Genomic DNA, 17,972 nt, shown 5'->3' on the forward strand with positions numbered 1-17,972 from the left:
ACCTTCGCGGCGATTTCCGCGGCGCTGTCCCCGATCTCCCGGTCGGGCACGACGTAGGCCACCAGCCTCACGTCGCCCGGCTCCTCTTCTCGCGCTGTCACGACGGCCTGGGCGACCGCCGGATGCTCGGCGAGCACGGCCTGGACCTCCCCCGGCTCCACCCGGTGGCCGCGGATCTGCACCTGGTCGTCGACGCGCCCCGCGAACACCAGATCGCCGTCGCGTTTCCGATGGGCGCGGTCGCCCGTGCGGTACATCCTGATCCCCGGAGCGCCGAAGGGACACGCCACGAACCGTTCACCGGTCAAACCCGGGCGGTTCGCATAGCCTCGCGCCACCTGCGGTCCGGCCACGTACAGTTCGCCCACGACCCCGGCGGGAACCGGTCGCAACCGTTCGTCCAGGACGTACACCGACAAACCGGGAAGACCACGGCCGATCACGCTCTCGGCACCGCCCGGGACCACCTCGTAACGCGTCACGTGCACCGTGGTCTCGGTGATCCCGTACATGTTCACCAGCCGGGGGCCGGAGACGTCCACTCTCGCGGGCTCCAAGGCTTCCCCGCCGAACACCACCGTCCGCACGCTTTCCCAACCGGTGGCCTCCATCAACTGGTAGAACGCCGACGGCGTCTGGCTCAGCATCGTGACTCGTTCCCGCACCAGCAGATCGGCGAATTCCCGCGGCGAACGCGACACCTCGAACGGCACCACCACGACGCGGCCGCCGTGTACCAACGCGCCCCACAGTTCCCACACCGAGAAATCGAACGCGAACGAATGGAACCACGACCACACATCACCCGCACCGAACCCGAACAACCCCTTCGTGACGGCGAACAACGCCACCACGTTCCGATGCGGCACCACCACACCCTTCGGCGTCCCCGTCGAGCCCGACGTATAGATCACATACGCCGCGTTCGAGGAAAGCAGCGGGACGATCGGGTCCGCGTCCGGCGCCACACCGGCTTTCTCCGTCGACACGGTCGGAACACCTTGCGGCACAAGCGAAACGCAGTCCGGCGTCGCCAGGACGCATACGGCACCCGCGTCCGAGAGCACGAATCCGATCCGATCCGCCGGCGACTCCGGATCCAGCGGCAAGTACGCGCCACCCGCCTTGAGCACCGCCAGCAAGGCCACCACCAGCTCGGCCGACCTCGGCGCCACCACCCCGACGACCGACTCCGGGCCCACACCCCGGTCCACCAACCGGTGAGCCAGGCGGTTCGCGCGAACGTTCACCTCCGCATAGGTCAGATCGGCGCCGTCGAAGGTCACGGCGATCGCGTCCGGCGCGGCGGCCACCTGCCGTTCGAACAAGGTCACCAAGGTCTCGTCGGGTGCTTCGAGGGCTTTGTCGTGCACCTCGTCGAGGAGCCAGCGTCGTTCGCCGGGAGCCAGCAGGTCGAGATCACCCACGCGCCGCCGGGGATCCTCGGCGGCCTGCTCCAGCAGCCGGTTCAGCCGATCCAGCAGCGTCCGGACCGTCGCGGCGTCGAAAAGATCGGTCGCGTACTCCACCGTCCCTTCGACACCGGCGGCCGCGCCGTCCTCCCCGTAGCGATCGGTCAGGCTGACCATCAGGTCGAACCGGGCCGTGCCGGTGCCGATCGGTTCCGGCCGGGTTTCGAGACCGGGTAACCCGAAGGTCGCGAGCGACGCGTCCTGCAAGGTGAGGCTGACTTGGAAAAGCGGGTGCCGAGCCGGGGAGCGTTCCGGGTTGAGCACCTCCACCAGGTGTTCGAACGGGACGTCCTGATTCTCGTACGCGGCCAGATCGGTTTCCCTGACCCGCCGGAGCAGTTCCTCGAAAGTCGGATTGCCGGAGACGTCGGCCCGCAGCACCAGCGTGTTGACGAAGCAGCCGACGAGATCGTCCAGGACCGCGTCGAGACGTCCGGCGATCGGCGCTCCCAGCGGGATGTCGTCCCCCGCGCCGAGCCGGGTCAGCAGTGCGGCCAGCGCCGCGTGCACGACCATGAACAGGGTGGCACCGTTTTCCCTGGCGAGGTCCCCCAGAACCCGGTGCAGCGCGGCCGGGATCCGGAACGGCATCAGGTCGCCACGATGGGTCGCGACGGCCGGACGAGGCCGGTCGGTAGGCAGTCGCAGCCGGTCGGGCAGGCCGGCCAGCCGGTCCCGCCAGTAGCCCACCTGGCGGCCGAGCGGACTCTCCGGATCGTCTGCCCGCGCCATGAGCTCGTGCTGCCACACCGCGTAGTCCGCGTACCGCACCGGCAGTTCCGGCAGCCTGGGCTCTTCGCCCTGGCTGCGGGCGGCGTACGCGGCGGCGAGGTCCCGTGCCAGCGGCCCCGTCGACCAGGCGTCCCCCGCGATGTGGTGGACCACCAGGGACAGCAGATGCTCGTCCGGGCCGGTCACGGACAGCTCGGCCCACAGCGGCAACTCCGTGGCCAGATCGAACTCGTGGCGGGCGGCTGACCCTCCGCCCTCGTGGACCGACCACCGTTCGCGGGCCTCCTCGGGCGCGAGGATCCGCTGACGGGGAACCCCGTCCACTTCCGGGAAAACGGTGCGCAGCGGCTCGTGCCTGGCCACCACGTCGGCCAGCGCCGCCTCGAGTGCCGCACGATCCAGCGCGCCGGTGATCCGCAAAGCAAGTGGAGCGTTGTAGGTCGCCGACCGGCCCTGCATCCGGTGCAGGAACCACAAACGCCGCTGCGCCGAGGACAGGGGCACCGGGTCCTGATGCCGCGCCGGCCGCAACGCGGGCCGCGCCCCGGCGCCGGTGTCCAGCCGGGAGTCGAGGTCCGCCACCGTGGGCGCCCGGAACACGGTCCGCATCGGCACGTCCAGGCCGAGGGTGGCCCGGATGCGGCCGGTCAACCGGGTGACGGCCAGCGAATGCCCACCCAGCGCGAAGAAATCGTCGTCGACGCCCACGCTCGCCAGCCCGAGGACCTCCGCGAACAAGCGGCACAGGATCGCTTCCCGCGGGGTGCGGGGCGCCCGGTCCGAAGCCGCGAATTCGGGCGCGGGCAAGGCTCGCCGGTTCACCTTTCCGCTGGGAGACAACGGAATCTCCGCGAGTACCTGAATCACCGACGGCACCATGTGTTCCGGCAGTGTCCGCGCGGCGAACCGGCACAGCTCCTGGACGTCCACTTCGGACCCGGCGACGGGCACCACGTAGGCCACCAGTCGCGCGCGATCGCCGGGCTCGTCCGTGGCCACCACGACAGCCCGCGCGACCGCCGGGTGCCGGGCCAGCGCCGCTTCGATCTCGCCGGGCTCGACCCGGTACCCGCGGATCTTGACCTGCTCGTCGACCCGGCCCAGGAACTCCAGATTCCCGTCCGCGGTCCACCGCGCCAGATCTCCCGTGCGGTACATCCGTCCCGCTGCGGCGGGACCTTCGAAGGGGCAGGCCACGAACCGTTCGGCGGTGAGTCCCGGACGGCCCGCGTAACCCCGGGCCAGCCCGGCTCCGGCCACGTACAGTTCGCCCACCACGCCCGGTGGGACCGGCCCGAGGGCGTCGTCCAGCACGTACAGGCGGGTGTTCGCGATCGGACGGCCGATCGGCACCGCGTCGCCCACCGGCCGTCCCGCGGTCAGCTCGAACACGCAACAGCCGACCACCGTCTCGGTCGGCCCGTACTCGTTGACCACGACCGTGCCGGGGGCGTCCGCCAGCCAGGCCCGCACGTCGGCGCCGGGCAACGCCGCGCCACCCACCACCAGCCGGCGCGCCGCCGACGCCCGCTGGCTCGCCGACAGCGTTTCCGCCAGCAGCGGCAGATGCCCCGGCACCACCTTGACCAGTCCGAACCCGCCGGTCCGCACCAGAGCGGCCAGCCCCTCGGGACCGCCTTCCGGGCTGATCACCACCGTGCCGCCGCACATCAGCGGCGCCAGCGCGCTCGTCACCGTCAGGTCGAACGCGAGCGACGAGTGCAGCGGAACCCGGTCCCCCGCACCGATCCGGTAGAACTCGACCGCCCACGCGAGGTAGTTCGCCAGCCCCGCGTGCGTGACCGCGACCCCCTTCGGCACGCCCGTCGAACCGGACGTGTACATCACATAAGCCAGCTGGCCGGGCACGACCGCCGACGCGGACGCCCGCGCGCCCGCCCGGCCGGACACCCCGCCGGGCCCGATCAGCACGGTGGCACCGCCGTCGGCGCACATGAACTCCACCCGCTCGGCGGGATGGTCCGGGTCGATCGGCAGGTACGCCGCTCCGGCCAGCCAGGTCGCCAGGATCGCGGTGAGCATCTCGGGTCCGCGCGGCAGGCAGACTGCGACCACCGACTCGATGCCGACGCCGCGTTCACGCAGCGAGCCGGCCAGCCCGCGCGCGCGGTCGGCCAGCTCGCGGTAGGTCAGCTCAGCCTCGCCGCACACCACCGCGACCGCGTCCGGGGTGCGCGCGACGTGGTGCTCGAACCGGTCGAGCGCGGTCGCGACGTCGTCACCCGTTTCGGTGCGGTTCCAGTCCACGAGCACCCGTCGCCGCTCGTCGTCGTCGAGGACGCCGACGCGGTGCAGGCTTTCGGCGGGCGAGGCGGCCGCCAGCCGGTTCAGCACCCGGCGGAACCTCCGGGCGGTCTCCGCTCCCGCCGCCGGGTCGTGCAGCGCGGGATTCAGCTCCACGAGCAACTGGACGCCGCCACCCGCCGCGCGCTCGAAGACGTCGATGCCCAGATCCTCGACAGGTCCGCTCGACAGGCCGGACCGGGTGGCGACGGCGTCCGCGAAACGCAGCGGACGGCCGAGGGACATCACGTTGACGCTCAAGGAGCGCAGCGAACCCCTGCCGACGAGTCCGTGGTCGGCGAGGATCTGCCCGTACGGGTACCGCTGGTGACGCAGGCAGTCGATCACCGCGCTCGAAGTGTGCCGGACGAACGCGCCGACGGTGCCGTCCCGGGGGATCTCCAACCGGAGGGGCACCACATTGGAGGTCATCCCGGGAATTCCGAGTTCCCGCACCGAGGTCCGCCCGCCGACCGGCAGCCCGAGCACCACGTCGCGGTCCCCCGTCGTGCGCTGCCGGTAGAGAGCCGCGGCGGACAGCGCCAGACCGGCGAAGCTCGTGCGCAACCGGCGTGCCGCCGCCCTCAGCCCGGCGGCTTCGTCCGCATCGATCTCTTCGATCCACAAGACGGGACGCGACGGCAGGTCCGGCCCCGGTCCGCCGGGATCCGGCAGACCCGCCAGCGCGTCGAGCCAAAACCGCCTGTCCCGTTCGGGATCGGCGGACTCCCGGTAGGCGCGATCCGCGTCGAGCAGGACCGAAAGTGGCTTCAGCACACCGTTTTCGGGTTCTCGCCCGGAGGCGAGTGCCGTGTAGACGTCCGCGACCCTTGCCGCGAACACCGAAAGACTCGTCCCGTCGAGGACAAGGTGGTGCGCGCGCTGGTACCAGACGACCCGATCCGGTCCGAGCCGGAACACCGCGTGCGCGGAAGGCGGGCCCGCCAGGAGGTCGACCGGCCGGTCGAGATCGGCCGCCATCCACTTTTCGGCGGCCTCGCGTGGATTCGCCGACGCACCGAGGTCCGCCACGTGGATCCGGTGCTCCATCGAAGCGTCGAGGTACTGCCGGGGCGTCCCGTTCTCGAGCCGGAACCGGAGCCGGTACGTCTCGGCCTCCGCCAGGGCCCGGCGCAGGGCCACGACCAGCAGGTCGACGTCCACGTCGCCGTGGATCTCCAGGTACTCGGCGATGTTGTACGCCGGGTTCTCCGGCGCGAGCCGCTGGGAATACCAGACGCCGAGCTGGGCCGAGGTCAGCGGAAGGTCCGGACCACTCATGCAGCGGCCATCTCGGTGAGGTGGGTGGTCAGCGCGGCGACGGTGTCGACGTCCCAGAGCAGGATGGGCTCGACGAGAAGACCGAGCGTGTCCTCGATGTCGCCGCACAACGCGAAGGCGTACACCGAATCCAGCCCGTAGTTCGCCAGCGGGACGTCGAATTCGATCTCCTCGGCGGGAATCATCGCGTAATGCGCCACGCGTTCGACGAGCCAGGACTGGATCTTCTCGGCGGTCAGGCTGGTGGCGGTCAGCTCGGCATCGGACACGACAGGCCTCCTCGGGCTCAAGGCGGCTCAATATGGCCCACGGAAACGTGGCGCATCAACCGAACGACCAGGCGTTCGTTGACGCCCAACTGACGTCGCGCCCACAGTTGGACACGGTGGCACCACTGTCAATCACGGCCGTCCGCGAAACCTGTACCGCCGACCTGCCCCGTGCCATAGTGACGCCGCTCCTGAACCGGGACGGACGCGGCATCGCACGCCCTCCGCCGATCAGGCTGGAGGGAAACGACATGGGTGGCGCCGATTACCGGCACGCCACGGATTTCGTCACCACGAACGGAATCCGCTTGGCGTACAAGCATTCGGGCGGCGGCGAACCGGTTCTGCTGATCGCGGGATCCGGCTCCGCGGGCCATTTCTGGACACCGCACCAGACACCCGCGCTGCACGCCGCGGGCTACGCCACGGTCGTGTTCGACAACCGCGGCATCCCGCCGTCCGAGGCGCCGGCGGGCAAGTACTCGCTCGCGGATTTCGTCGCCGACACCAAAGGACTGATCGAGGCGCTCGACCTGGCGCCGTGCCGGATCGTCGGCATGTCACTGGGTTCGATGATCGCGCAGGAACTCGCGATCGACCATCCGGAACTCGTGCGGTCCGCGGTGCTGATCGCCACCAGGGCCCGCGCGGACGCCGCCCGGCTCGCGCAGACCGAAGCCGAGATCGCGCTGGTGGAAAGCGGCGTACGGCTTCCCGCCGCGTACGAGGCCGCCACGACGGTGTTCAAGATGTTTTCACCATCCACATTGGACGACGACGCCGCCGTGGCGAGCTGGCTGGACGTGTTCGAGATGTCCGGCACCGGGACCGTTGCCACCGGGCAGGTCTGGGCCGACCTGGCTGGCGACCGGCGCGCGGCCCTGCGCCGCGTCACGGCTCCCTGCCGGGTCGTGACCTTCACCGACGACCTCATCACCCCTCCGCACCTCGGCGCCGAGGTCGCCGAGGCGATCCCCCTCTGCGACCTGGTCGAGATCCCCGACGGGGGACATCTCGGCTGCCTCGAACGTCCGGACGCGGTCAACGCGGCGATCACCGAGTTTTTCGACCACAACTGAGGAGAGACTTTCGTGACCATCGGAGACGACCCGAGCCTCGGCACGATCGGGCTGCGCGTCGAAGGCCTTGTCGAACCACAGCCGATCAAACCCGGCACGGTTAAGCGCATCATCCCCTACGCCCTGCGCTATCGCTGGTCACTGCTCGTCGTGATGCTGACGACCGTGGTCGACGCGGTCATCCTGGTGTCGACGCCGCTGTTCCTGAAGGGGATCATCGACGACGGCATCATCCCCGGGAACATGGCCGTCGTGGTGACGCTGGCCCTGCTCGTCGTCGCGCTGGCGGTGGTGAACGTCTTCGCGATCTACGCGCAGACCTGGTTCTCCGGCCGGGTCGGCCAGGGCCTCATCTTCGACCTGCGCACCAAAGTGTTCGCGCACGTGCAACGGCAGCCGCTGGCGTTCTTCACCCGCACGCGGACCGGTTCGCTGGTCAGCAGGCTGAACACCGACGTCGTCGGCGCGGAGCAAGGGATCTCCACCCTGTTGTCGCAGGCGCTGTCCACGGTGCTGACCCTGGTGCTGGTGCTCGGCACGATGTTCTACCTGTCGTGGTCCATCACCCTCACCGCGCTGGTGCTGATCCCGATCTTCTTCCTGCCGGGGAAGATCATCGCCGCCCGGCTGGAACGGCTGGCGCGCACCGGTATGCAGACCGACGCCGAACTGGGCACGACGATGACCGAGCGGTTCAACGTGGCGGGTGCGATGCTGGTCAAGCTCTACGGCCGCCATCGCGAGGAGACCGCGGACTTCGCGAGCAAAGCGGGGAAGGTCCGCGACATCGCGATCTCGATGGCCGTCCACGGGCGGCTGCTGTTCATCATGGTCACCCTGCTCACCACCATCACGACGGCGATGGTCTACGGCTTCGGCGGCTGGTTGGTCGTCGACGGCGGCCTGCAACTCGGCACGCTCGTGGCGCTGGTGGGCCTGCTGCTGATGCTCTACAACCCCATCAACCAGCTGACGACCATCCAGATGGACATCACCACCGCGCTGGTCAGCTTCGACCGCGTCTTCGAGGTGCTGGACCTCGAACCGCTCATCACCGAGCGGCCGGACGCCCGACCCCTCCCCGCCCCGCGAGCCGGGAACGGCACCGCGCCGCACGTCGAGTTCGACCAGGTCGCCTTCCGCTACCCCTCCGCCGACGAGGTGTCCCTGGCCTCCCTCGAGGCGGTGCCGGTGCGGGTCACGGAGCAGGGGGAAAGCGCGCTGGTGCTGAACGAGGTGACCTTCCACGCCCCGGCGGGTCGGCTCACCGCGCTCGTCGGGCCCTCCGGCGCGGGCAAGACCACGATCACCAACCTGGTGCCGAGGCTCTACGACACCACGTCCGGCACGGTGCGGATCGGTGGCCAGGACGTCCGGGACCTGACCCTGGACTCGCTGCAGGACGCCGTCGGCGTGGTCACCCAGGACGCGCACCTGTTCCACGACACGATCCGCGCCAACCTGCTCTACGCGCGGCCGGAAGCCACCGAAACCGAGCTCGTCGAGGCGTGCGAGGCGGCCCGGATCTGGCCGACCATCGCCCAGCTGCCCGAAGGCCTGGACACCGTCGTCGGCGACCGCGGCTACCGCTTGTCCGGCGGGGAGAAGCAGCGGCTGGCGCTGGCCAGGCTCCTGATCAAGTCGCCGCCGATCGTGGTGCTGGACGAGGCGACCGCCCACCTGGACTCCGAGTCCGAGGCGGCCATCCAGCGAGCACTGAAGACCGCGCTCGCCGGGCGCACCTCGCTCGTCATCGCGCACCGGTTGTCCACCATCCACGACGCCGACCAGATCCTGGTGATCGACGAGGGCCGGATCCAGGAACGCGGTACGCACCAGGAACTGCTCGCCAACGGCGGACTCTACGCGGAACTCTATCGGACGCAGTTCGCCCAGCAGCGGGACTTCGTCGAAGAACCGGTCAAAAGTGCGACCGCCGAAAGCGGAAACCATGCTTTGGGCTGATGCTGGGAAGATCGGCGAAATCCCAGGATGGGACCATGCCACTCGCTGACTCCCCTCCGGTGTTTCACGCCACGGGCCTGGCCAAGAGATACGGCCGCCGCGGCAAGCAGGCACTCGCCGACGTCAACCTCACCGTCCCCGCCGGCCGGGTGATCGGTCTGGTCGGCCCGAACGGAGCGGGCAAATCGACCCTGCTGAACCTCGCCTGCGGGCTGATCGAGCCGACCGAGGGCTCGTTGACCGTGCTGGGCTCCCGTCCGGCCTCGAACGCCGCGCACCTGGCGAGGGTGGGGTTCGTCGCGCAGAACACCCCGGTGTACGGATCGTTCAGTGTGGCCGAGCACCTGACACTCGGCGCGAAGATGAACCCGAGCTGGGATCCGGCGCTCGCCGAGCGCCGGATCCGGCAGGTCGGACTGAACCCGCGACAGAAGGCGGGCCAGCTTTCCGGTGGTCAGCGCGCGCAGCTCGCGCTGACCATCGCGGCCGCCAAGCGACCGGAACTGCTGATCTTCGACGAACCCGCCGCGGCACTGGATCCGCTGGCGCGCAAGGGTTTCCTCCGTAACCTGATGGAGTTCGTGGTCGAACTCGGCGCCAGCGCGGTGCTGTCCTCGCATCTGCTCGACGACATCGAGCAGGTCTGCGACTACCTCATCGTGCTGTGCGATTCGCGGGTGCAGGTCGCCGGCGACGTCCGCCACCTGCTGAACAGTCACGCCCGGATGGCCGCGCCGCGTGGCGGGTTCGACCGGCTTCCCCCCGGTACCGAGGTCATCCGGACCGAACACCGCGGCCACTACAGCCACGCGCTCGTCCGCATCGACGCCGCCGCGGGGCCGCTGCCCTACCCGCCCGAACCGGTCTCGCTCGAAGAACTCGTCCTCGCGTACATGGGCCGGGCGGCGGGAATGGAAATCGGCGTGGACGCCAGGACCGAGGCATGGGAGACCCAGCGATGATGTGGCTGAGCTGGCGGCAGTTCCGCGTCCAAGCACTCGCGGGACTCGTGGCGCTGGCCGTGATCGTCGCTTACCTGGTGTACGTGGGCACGGATGTCCGCCAGGGCTACGACGTCTACCAGGCGGCCTGCCGGAGCCAGGGCGACTGCGCGCAGGCGACGGCCCAGTTCCGCGCCGCCTACGAGAACACGTTGCTGTTCCTCGCGGCCGGTCTGGCCCTGATCCCCGCGATCCTCGGGACGTTCTGGGGCGCGCCGATGATCGCGCGGGAACTCGAAGGAAACACGCACACGCTGGCGTGGAACCAAAGTGTCACCCGGCAGCGCTGGCTGCTCGTCAAGGTCCTCGTCGTCGGCGTCGGCGCCATGGTCCTCACGGGAGTCGCCGGCGCGGCGCTCACCTGGGCGGCGGCACCGTTCGACGAGGTCGTCAAGAACCAGTTCAGCACGTTCGTCTTCGGCGCTCGCTACATCGCCCCGATCGGCTACGCCGCGCTGGCGTTCACGGTCGGCACCGTCGCCGGCCTCCTGCTGCGGCGGACACTGCCCGCGATGGCGCTGACCCTGGTCGGCTTCATCGCCTTCCAGTTCTTCTTCGCCAACACGGTGCGGCCCAACCTCGTGCCGGCCGAACACGCCACGCTGCCGATGACGGCCGAGGCCATCAACGAAGCGCAGAACCTGGGCAGCATCACCGGCGGCTCGGTCATCCACGGGGTGCGGGTCCCGAACGCGCCCGACGCCTGGATCGCCGACACCAGTCCGCTGCGCACGCCGGACGGCAAGACCATCGACGGCGGCAAGTTCGGCGCGTGCATCAACACCCCGCCCAAGACCGGGGCGGGCGGCACGTTCGGCGACGCCGCGGTGTGCCTCGCCAAATACGACCTCCACGTCGACGTCAGTTACCAGCCCGCCAGTCGCTATTGGACCTTCCAGACGCTGGAGACCGCGGTCTATCTCGCGCTCAGCGGCGGTCTCGTCGCGCTCAGCCTGGTACGGATACGTCGCCGGGTGAGCTGAAACACCGGGAAAGGCGTCGTCGGAAATTGTTCCGACGACGCTTTTTCTCGTACCCTGGAACAGTTCCGTGTCCGTTGGGGAAAACTGTCAAAGGTGGGTAACCGGCGGTCGTTGTGAAACCCTGGAACCGAGAAATCGAGAGATTCCGGAAACGTGTTCCAGGAGGTCGAATGAGTACGGCACGACACGAGGAATTCGACGTAGCGGTCGTCGGCGGCGGCCCGGCGGGTTCGACGCTCGCATCGCTGGTGGCCATGCGAGGGCATCGCGTCCTGCTTCTGGAGAAGGAGACGTTCCCCAGGTACCAGATCGGTGAATCGCTGCTGCCGTCCACCATCCACGGCATCTGTCATCTGCTCGGCGTCGACGAAGAGATCGCCGAAGCCGGTTTCCTCCGCAAGCGTGGCGGCACTTTCCGGTGGGGCGCCAACCCGACGCCGTGGAACTTCGCCTTCTCCGTCTCGCCCAAGGTCGCCGGGCCGACCTCGTTCGCCTATCAGGTCGAACGGAGCAAATTCGACAAGATCCTGCTCGACAATTCCGCTCGTAAAGGGGTCGACGTCCGCCAGAACCGCACGGTGACCGACGTCGTGGAGGGTGAAGACGGCCGGGTGCGCGGATTGCGGTACACCGATCCGGACGGCACCGAGCACGAGGTTTCGGCCCGCTACGTCGTCGACGCCTCCGGCAACACCGGTCGCCTGCACAAACGGGTCGGCGGTTCGCGGAAGTACTCCGACTTCTTCCGCAGCCTCGCCCTGTTCGGCTACTTCGAGAACGGCAAGCGCCTGCCCGCCCCGAACTCCGGCAACATCCTGTGTGTCGCGTTCAGCCACGGGTGGTTCTGGTACATCCCGCTCAGCGACACGCTGACCAGTGTCGGCGCCGTCGTGCGCCGGGAGGACGCGGCGCGGATCCAGGGCGACCCCGAGGAGGCGATGCGGGCTCTCATCGACGAGTGCCCGATGATCGGCGAGTACCTCGCCGACGCGACGCGTGTCACGACCGGCCAGTACGGCCAGTTGCGGGTGCGCAAGGACTACTCCTACCACCACACGAATTTCTGGCGGCCGGGCATGGTCCTCGTCGGCGACGCCGCCTGCTTCGTGGACCCGGTGTTCTCCTCCGGGGTCCACCTGGCCACCTACAGCGCGCTGCTGGCGGCCCGGTCCATCAACAGCGTCCTGGACGGGAATGTCGGCGAGCAACGGGCCTTCGACGAGTTCGAGGCGCGGTACCGCCGCGAGTACAGCGTCTTCTACGAGTTCCTGACCTCGTTCTACGACATGCACATCGACGAGGACTCGTACTTCTGGTCGGCCAAGAAGGTGACCAAGAGCAGCGACACGGAACTGGAGTCGTTCGTCGAACTCGTCGCCGGGATGTCCAGCACGGAATTCAACCTGGCCGACACCGAGGCGGGGGTCCTGCGCCTCAAGCAGCGCTCGGCGGAGTTCGCCGACGCCGTCGACACGCTGGTCGACGCCCGCGAGGAGAACATGACGCCGTTGTTCCGGTCGTCGGTGGTGCGCCAGGCGATGCAGGAGGGTTCGCAGGTGCAGACCCGGGCGCAGCTCGGCGACGAAGCGGGCGAGGTCGCCCCGGTCTTCGACGGGGGTCTCGTCGCGACGCCCGACGGCATGTCGTGGAGCGAACCGGATCCGGTCCGATGAAGCGGCGCGGCCGGAAGGCGGTCGTGCTGCTGGCCGTCTCCGCGCTGCTGTCCGGCATGACTCCCCCGGCCGCGATCGCCGGCCCGCGTCCGGAGACCTTCCAGGTCCCCGGGCTGAGCCGTCCGGTGCGGATGGTCGTGGACCACTGGGGTGTGCCGCACATCTACGCGCGGAACACGGACGATCTCTTCCTCGCGCAGGGATTCAACGCCGCGCGCGATCGGCTGTTCCAAATGGACATCTGGCGGCGAAGCGGTCTCGGGCTGCTCTCGGAGATCCTCGGCCCGTCGTTCGTGAAGCAGGATCGCGCGGCCCGGCTGCTCCTCTACCGCGGCGACATGGACCGCGAATGGGCGGCGTACGGTCCCGAGGCGAAACAAGCGGCGATCCTGTTCACCGAAGGCGTCAACGCCCGGCTGGACTGGATCGAGCAGCACCCGGAAAGCCTGCCGCCGGAGTTCACCGAGTTCGGCTTCAAGCCTGGGCGATGGCGGCCGGAGGACGTGGTGCGCGTCCGCAAGCACGGGCTGTCGATGAACGCGGCGTCGGAGGTGCTCCGCTCCCGCCTGGTCTGCGCGGGCGGCATCGAGGCCGACAAGTTCTCCCATGCGCTCCAGCCCGCCCACGTCCCGGCGGTCCCGGCCGGGATCGACCCGTGTTCGATCCCGCCGGACGTGCTGGATCCCGTCGCTCCTGCCTTCGGCGGGCAGCCTCCTTACACCTCCGGCATGGCCGAAGGCAGCAACGGCTGGGTGGTGTCGCCGGACAGGACCGCGAGCGGGCGCCCGATACTGGCCAACGACCCGCACCGGGCGCTCACCGCGCCGCCGCTGCGGTACCTCAGCCATCTTTCGGCGCCGGGCCTCGACGTGATCGGGGCGGGCGAGCCGTTCCAGCCCGGGGTCTCCATCGGGCACAACGAATCGGTCGCGTTCGGCCTGACCGTGTTCGGTATCGACCAGGAGGATCTTTACGTCTACAAGCTCGACCCGGGCGATCCCGGCCGGTACCGCTACGGCGACGGCTGGGAGTCCTTCCGGACCGTCACCGAGGAGGTGCCGGTCAAGGACGGGCCGCCGCAGCGGATCGAAATGCAGTTCTCCCGGCACGGTCCCGTACTGCGGGTCGACGCTGGGCGTCAGGTGGCCTACGCGCTGCGCACGGCCTGGACCGAACCCGGGACGGCACCGTATTTCGGCTCCCTGCGCTATCTGCGGGCACGGAACTTCGGCGACTTCTCCGCCGCGCTGCGGCAGTGGGGCGGGCCGGCGGAAAACCTGCTCTACGCCGACACCGGCGGGAACATCGGCTGGGTCGCGGCCGGGCTGGCTCCGAAGCGCTCCGGCTACGACGGGCTGTTCCCGGTCCCCGGGGACGGCCGCCACGAGTGGACCGGCTTTCACGATGGCGCGGCACTGCCCCGCTCCTACAATCCGAAGAACGGCTTCATCGCCTCCGCCAACGAGTACAACGTCCCGGCGGGGCATCCGTTCCAGGTGGGCTACGAGTGGGAACCCCCGTATCGCAAGCAGCGCATCGACGACGTGCTCACCGCCGGCCGCAAGCAGTCCGTCGACGATTCGGTACGGCTCCAGAACGACCAGCTTTCGCTGCCGGCTCGCCGCCTGGTGCCGCTGCTGGCCGGGTTGCGGAGCACCGATCCCGACACCGAGCGGGCGTTGAACCTGCTCCGCGGGTACGACGGTGTCGCCCACGTCGATTCGGCGGGCACCGCGCTCTACGAGCCCTGGTTCACCAATCACCTCGTCCCGGCGTTCCTCCGCGTGTTCCTGAACGAGGAGGCGGCGTCGCTCGCGGCGATTCCCGGCGGCGACGTCGGCTTGATGCTCGACGCGCTCGAACATCCCGACCGTTGGTTCGGGCCCGGCGGAGCGGCCGCCAGGGACCGGTTGTTGCTGACCACGCTCGGCGCCGCCTACGCCGACGTGCGCGGGAAACTCGGCGACGATCCGGGCAAATGGCGCTGGGGCGCCCTCCAGCACACGTCCTTCCTCAGCACCACCGGACGGCATGTCGGCCCGGTGGAGCGCGGCGGCTCCGGGTACACGGTGGACGTCTCGAAGTACGACCCCTCCACCTACGGCCAGGGGGTGGGCGGCTCGTTCAAGATGGCGCTCGACGTCGGGCGCTGGGACGGCTCCAAGGCGGTCAGCGCCCCCGGCCAGTCCGGTGACACGACCGGCCCGCACTATCGCGACCTGCTGGAGCGCTGGCGGACCGGGGACTACTTCCCGTTGCTCTACAGTCGCACCGCGATCGAGCGCAACGCCGAAAAGGTGATCGTCTTGCTCCCCCGCGCCTGACTGCCGCGGGAAAACGGGCCCCTCTCGATGACCAAAGGAGGTCATCGAGAGGGGCCCGTTTTCAGCTCCCTCAGGCGGATTTCGACCCTTTGTGTTCGATGCGGAACGCGATCTCCGACCATTTCTCGGCGCAATAGCGCGCCAGTTCGGCGATCGTTTCAGTACTGTGCGGCGGCACGCTGTCGACGAGCCTGTTCCAGTCCTCGGACCGGACCATGTGGATGTTCAGCAGCCGCAGCAGGTCCCGGCCGTTCTCGTTGAGACGCAGCGCGGGATCCTCCCGCAACCGCGCCATCACCAGCGCCGGCGGCGGTTTCACCTCGTACCGGGCGACGACACGGCCGGAGAGCCGGTCGTCGGGCTCCCACTCCCCGAGCTTCGCCTGCCGTTTCCGCGGGACCGGGTCGTCCCCGCGCAACATCCGCTTCTTGACGTCCCTCACGGTCTCCGCCGAGATGCCCGCCGCCCGGGCGACCTGGCGCAGCGACAGGCTGGGATTGCCGACGATGATCTCGTGTGCCAGCTTGCGCCCCGCGCTCACGTCGATGGACCGGACACGGCCGTCCCTCCCGATACGGCCCGCCTCGTTCTCCTCACCGGCCATGTTGTCGCGGCGGATCGCGGCGACCGTCTTGGCGGACATGCCGACCACCGACGCGATCATCCGGTCGGACCAGCGGCTGTGGGTGACGATGATGCGTTCCGCCGCCTGTCTGCGATCGGCCGTCGACAGTGGCAGGCCGTGCGTGGTGTTGGACTCCACGGCCAGGATGAACGCGTCCTCCTCGGTGCCTTCGAAGAACCGCACCGCGATCGTCTTGCGGCCGGCCAGCATCGCCGCCCGAAGGCGGTGCACGCCGTCGATCACCCGCATCGAGGGCCGGTGCACCACGATCGGCGGCAGCGGCACGCTGGCGGCCACCAGCATTTCCACGTGTTCCATACTCTCGCCCGCGATCCGCGGGGAGTCACCCGCGGAGAGAAAACGAATTTCCACTTCTTCTGTCGGTTGCAGATCGTCGCGCCCCAGTGCGAACCGCAATTTCCAGCTCCTTAACTTCGTCCCTACCCGGCACTCATGCCACGGCGTTCAACTGCCACCTTTTGCGCAGTTGAACACGAATACAGGAAACAATTGGCACCCGGCCAAATCCCACACAACGGAATGACCGGATAATGCCCGCGATGTGCGCCGATCATTCTTTGCCGAACGCGGCGGATTGTCACGCGTTTCTTCGCGAGGTTTCACCCCGTGGAACACCCGGCGGCGCCGGGCGTACCGGCGCCGCCGGGGCGGTCATTTCGGGTCGTCCACCGGACGGACGCCCCAGGGGTCGGCGATCGCCGCGCGATCGTCGAGTTCTTCCGCGAGGGAGAGCCAGATCTCCGAAAAGTGGCGGGCGAGGCTCGTGATCATCGCCAGGCAGTGAGGGGGAACAGCCTCCGTGGAACCGAGCCAATCCTTGGCCTCGGCCGCGGTGTGCTGAATGAGCCGCAACAGCCGTCGGCCTTGCTCGTTGTGCCGCAAAGAGGGATCCCGCAGCAGTTTCTCCAGTGCGTACCGGGCCACATCGTGGTCCACGCCCGGCGACTTGGCCACTTCCGCGCCGAACTTCGCGGTGGTGACCGCGTCGGCCTCCCCCGCGACGGGCTCGAGTCGCGCGGCGTCCTTCTCCGCCTCACCATTCGATCGCGACTCGGAGGACTCGGCCTCCTCACCGCGTTCGAGCCGTTTGCGGACAGCCCGTACCGTGCCGGGTGAGACACCGGCGGCCCGGGCGACCTCGCGCAGCGACGCGTTCGGGTTCGACGCGATGAACTCCGCGGTCCGCTGCCGCCCCTCCTCGTGGTTCAACGGGCGCACCTTGCCATCCCTGCCGATGCGCGCGGCCACCTCCGGAACGGAGTCGGTGGACCGCCGGATCGACGCCACGGTCCTGGCACCGAGACCCGTGATCTCCGCGATGGTCCGATCCGACAGGCGGGGATGGGCGGCGACGATCCGGATCGTCGCGGCCCGGCGATCGGCCTGGGACAGCGGGAGGCCATGGGTCACGTTCGCCCGCACGGCCCGCAGGAACCCCTCCTCGGGATCGCCGTCGAAGAACTCGACGTCGATCGTGTCCTGCCCCCTCATCGACGCCGCCATCAACCGGTGCATCCCGTCGATGACCCGCATCGTGCGCCGGTCGACCAGGATGGGCGGCAGCGGTGCGTCCGTTTCCGCGAGCCGCGCGACATGTCTCTTGTCCTCGCCTCTCAGCCGGGGCGACTCACCCGCTCTCAGCGAAAGAATGGGAATCGTGACTATTTCCTCATGCGCCGTCACCGAACGGAACAGCCGTGCATTCGAATCGATCATGCATCCCCCATGACGTCCGACACCGTCCGAGGCCCGGTCCCCACGTCTCCCACCGCTCACGACAAGCCAAAAACGACCGCGTACTCGACCGGCTCTCCGCCGCCGAGCCGAAGTGGCAGGCTCTGATCCGTGACCCCCACGCAAGCATCGCGGATTCGACCATGGTGAGCAAGAGTCGCCGCTCCGCTTACCTCGGCCTCATCGTCGTCGATGTCATTCGGGCCGAAACAATCAAGCCTGAATTCCGGATGCATTCACGGCCGATACGCGCGAACCGTTATCGCGTACCCGAATCCGATCGTGACCCCGCCGACGGTGAAAACGGGATTGCGGCGGAGTATCATTCATCTCTTGTACGGACCTTGAGAACGATCTTCGAAGTCTCGATCGACCGGCGACGACGAATTCCGAAGCTGTCGGCGCCCACGAATCGGGTATTCGTCACGGTGAAGCCGGGCTTCCACGATCGCCCGTACCCGTAGTGGCCCAGCTCACGCGAGCGAGAGCAAGCCGGGCACCACCCTCAG

The 17,972-nt window shown here is 69.0% G+C and carries 11 protein-coding genes (1 of these 11 running past the window's edge); 7 read left to right on the top strand and 4 right to left on the bottom strand.

Translation table 11 applies throughout. From position 1 onward, the window contains the following. Positions 1 to 5,789 carry the 5' portion of an amino acid adenylation domain-containing protein gene (locus ACFWMR_RS05600; protein WP_378377262.1) on the bottom strand. The gene continues 439 nt to the left of window position 1, outside the view, so only the first 5,789 of its 6,228 coding nucleotides appear in the window; it begins with the start codon at positions 5,787 to 5,789; the stop codon falls past the left edge of the window. Then, complete coding sequence (locus ACFWMR_RS05605; RefSeq protein ID WP_093936007.1) at positions 5,786 to 6,058, bottom strand: acyl carrier protein; 273 nt, start codon at positions 6,056 to 6,058, stop codon at positions 5,786 to 5,788. The genes ACFWMR_RS05600 and ACFWMR_RS05605 overlap by 4 nt, the downstream gene beginning before the upstream one ends. A 251-nt stretch (positions 6,059 to 6,309) precedes the next feature. Here ACFWMR_RS05605 and ACFWMR_RS05610 point away from each other — a divergent pair, with 251 nt between their 5' ends. The 6 genes from ACFWMR_RS05610 (at position 6,310) to ACFWMR_RS05635 (ending at position 15,083) form a co-directional block, all read left to right on the top strand. Beyond that, positions 6,310 to 7,137 carry an alpha/beta fold hydrolase gene (locus ACFWMR_RS05610; protein WP_378377264.1) on the top strand — a complete coding sequence of 276 codons (828 nt, stop codon included), beginning with the start codon at positions 6,310 to 6,312 and terminating at the stop codon, positions 7,135 to 7,137. Positions 7,138 to 7,149: 12 nt separating this feature from the next. Further along, positions 7,150 to 9,102 (top strand): ABC transporter ATP-binding protein, encoded by a 1,953-nt coding sequence (locus ACFWMR_RS05615; RefSeq protein ID WP_093936009.1) that lies wholly within the window; start codon positions 7,150 to 7,152, stop codon positions 9,100 to 9,102. 35 nt (positions 9,103 to 9,137) lie between these two features. Continuing rightward, on the top strand, positions 9,138 to 10,064 hold the full coding sequence (locus ACFWMR_RS05620) for an ABC transporter ATP-binding protein (protein ID WP_093936010.1): 927 nt from the start codon (positions 9,138 to 9,140) through the stop codon (positions 10,062 to 10,064). Beyond that, positions 10,046 to 11,086 carry an ABC transporter permease subunit gene (locus ACFWMR_RS05625; RefSeq protein WP_208636018.1) on the top strand — a complete coding sequence of 347 codons (1,041 nt, stop codon included), beginning with the start codon at positions 10,046 to 10,048 and terminating at the stop codon, positions 11,084 to 11,086. The genes ACFWMR_RS05620 and ACFWMR_RS05625 overlap by 19 nt, the downstream gene beginning before the upstream one ends. 170 nt (positions 11,087 to 11,256) lie before the next feature. Continuing rightward, on the top strand, positions 11,257 to 12,759 hold the full coding sequence (locus ACFWMR_RS05630; RefSeq protein WP_378377266.1) for a tryptophan 7-halogenase: 1,503 nt from the start codon (positions 11,257 to 11,259) through the stop codon (positions 12,757 to 12,759). Further along, positions 12,756 to 15,083 carry a penicillin acylase family protein gene (locus ACFWMR_RS05635; protein ID WP_378377268.1) on the top strand — a complete coding sequence of 776 codons (2,328 nt, stop codon included), beginning with the start codon at positions 12,756 to 12,758 and terminating at the stop codon, positions 15,081 to 15,083. The genes ACFWMR_RS05630 and ACFWMR_RS05635 overlap by 4 nt, the downstream gene beginning before the upstream one ends. A gap of 70 nt (positions 15,084 to 15,153) precedes the next feature. Here ACFWMR_RS05635 and ACFWMR_RS05640 read toward each other — a convergent pair whose 3' ends face one another. Further along, positions 15,154 to 16,125: a ParB N-terminal domain-containing protein gene (locus ACFWMR_RS05640; RefSeq protein ID WP_244199794.1), complete on the bottom strand. Its 972-nt coding sequence runs from the start codon at positions 16,123 to 16,125 to the stop codon at positions 15,154 to 15,156. Between the two features lie 255 nt (positions 16,126 to 16,380). Beyond that, positions 16,381 to 17,445 (bottom strand): ParB/RepB/Spo0J family partition protein, encoded by a 1,065-nt coding sequence (locus ACFWMR_RS05645; RefSeq protein ID WP_378377270.1) that lies wholly within the window; start codon positions 17,443 to 17,445, stop codon positions 16,381 to 16,383. Between the two features lie 161 nt (positions 17,446 to 17,606). On the opposite strand from ACFWMR_RS05645, the gene ACFWMR_RS05650 reads away from it, so the two are divergent. Continuing rightward, entirely contained in the window at positions 17,607 to 17,927 is a 321-nt protein-coding gene (locus ACFWMR_RS05650; RefSeq protein WP_378377272.1) for a hypothetical protein, read from the top strand. The last annotated feature ends 45 nt before the right edge of the window (positions 17,928 to 17,972 follow it).

Origin of the sequence: Amycolatopsis thailandensis (assembly GCF_042723255.1) — a bacterium.
Taxonomy (GTDB): Bacteria; Actinomycetota; Actinomycetes; order Mycobacteriales; family Pseudonocardiaceae; genus Amycolatopsis; species Amycolatopsis thailandensis.

Coding starts and splice junctions, on each gene's coding strand:
- ACFWMR_RS05620 (WP_093936010.1), top strand. CDS start 9,138: ATGCCACTCGCTGACTCCCCTCCGGTGTTTCACGCCACGGGCCTGGCC.
- ACFWMR_RS05635 (WP_378377268.1), top strand. CDS start 12,756: ATGAAGCGGCGCGGCCGGAAGGCGGTCGTGCTGCTGGCCGTCTCCGCG.
- ACFWMR_RS05625 (WP_208636018.1), top strand. CDS start 10,046: ATGGGAGACCCAGCGATGATGTGGCTGAGCTGGCGGCAGTTCCGCGTC.
- ACFWMR_RS05650 (WP_378377272.1), top strand. CDS start 17,607: ATGGTGAGCAAGAGTCGCCGCTCCGCTTACCTCGGCCTCATCGTCGTC.
- ACFWMR_RS05610 (WP_378377264.1), top strand. CDS start 6,310: ATGGGTGGCGCCGATTACCGGCACGCCACGGATTTCGTCACCACGAAC.
- ACFWMR_RS05630 (WP_378377266.1), top strand. CDS start 11,257: ATGAGTACGGCACGACACGAGGAATTCGACGTAGCGGTCGTCGGCGGC.
- ACFWMR_RS05645 (WP_378377270.1), bottom strand. CDS start 17,445: ATGATCGATTCGAATGCACGGCTGTTCCGTTCGGTGACGGCGCATGAG.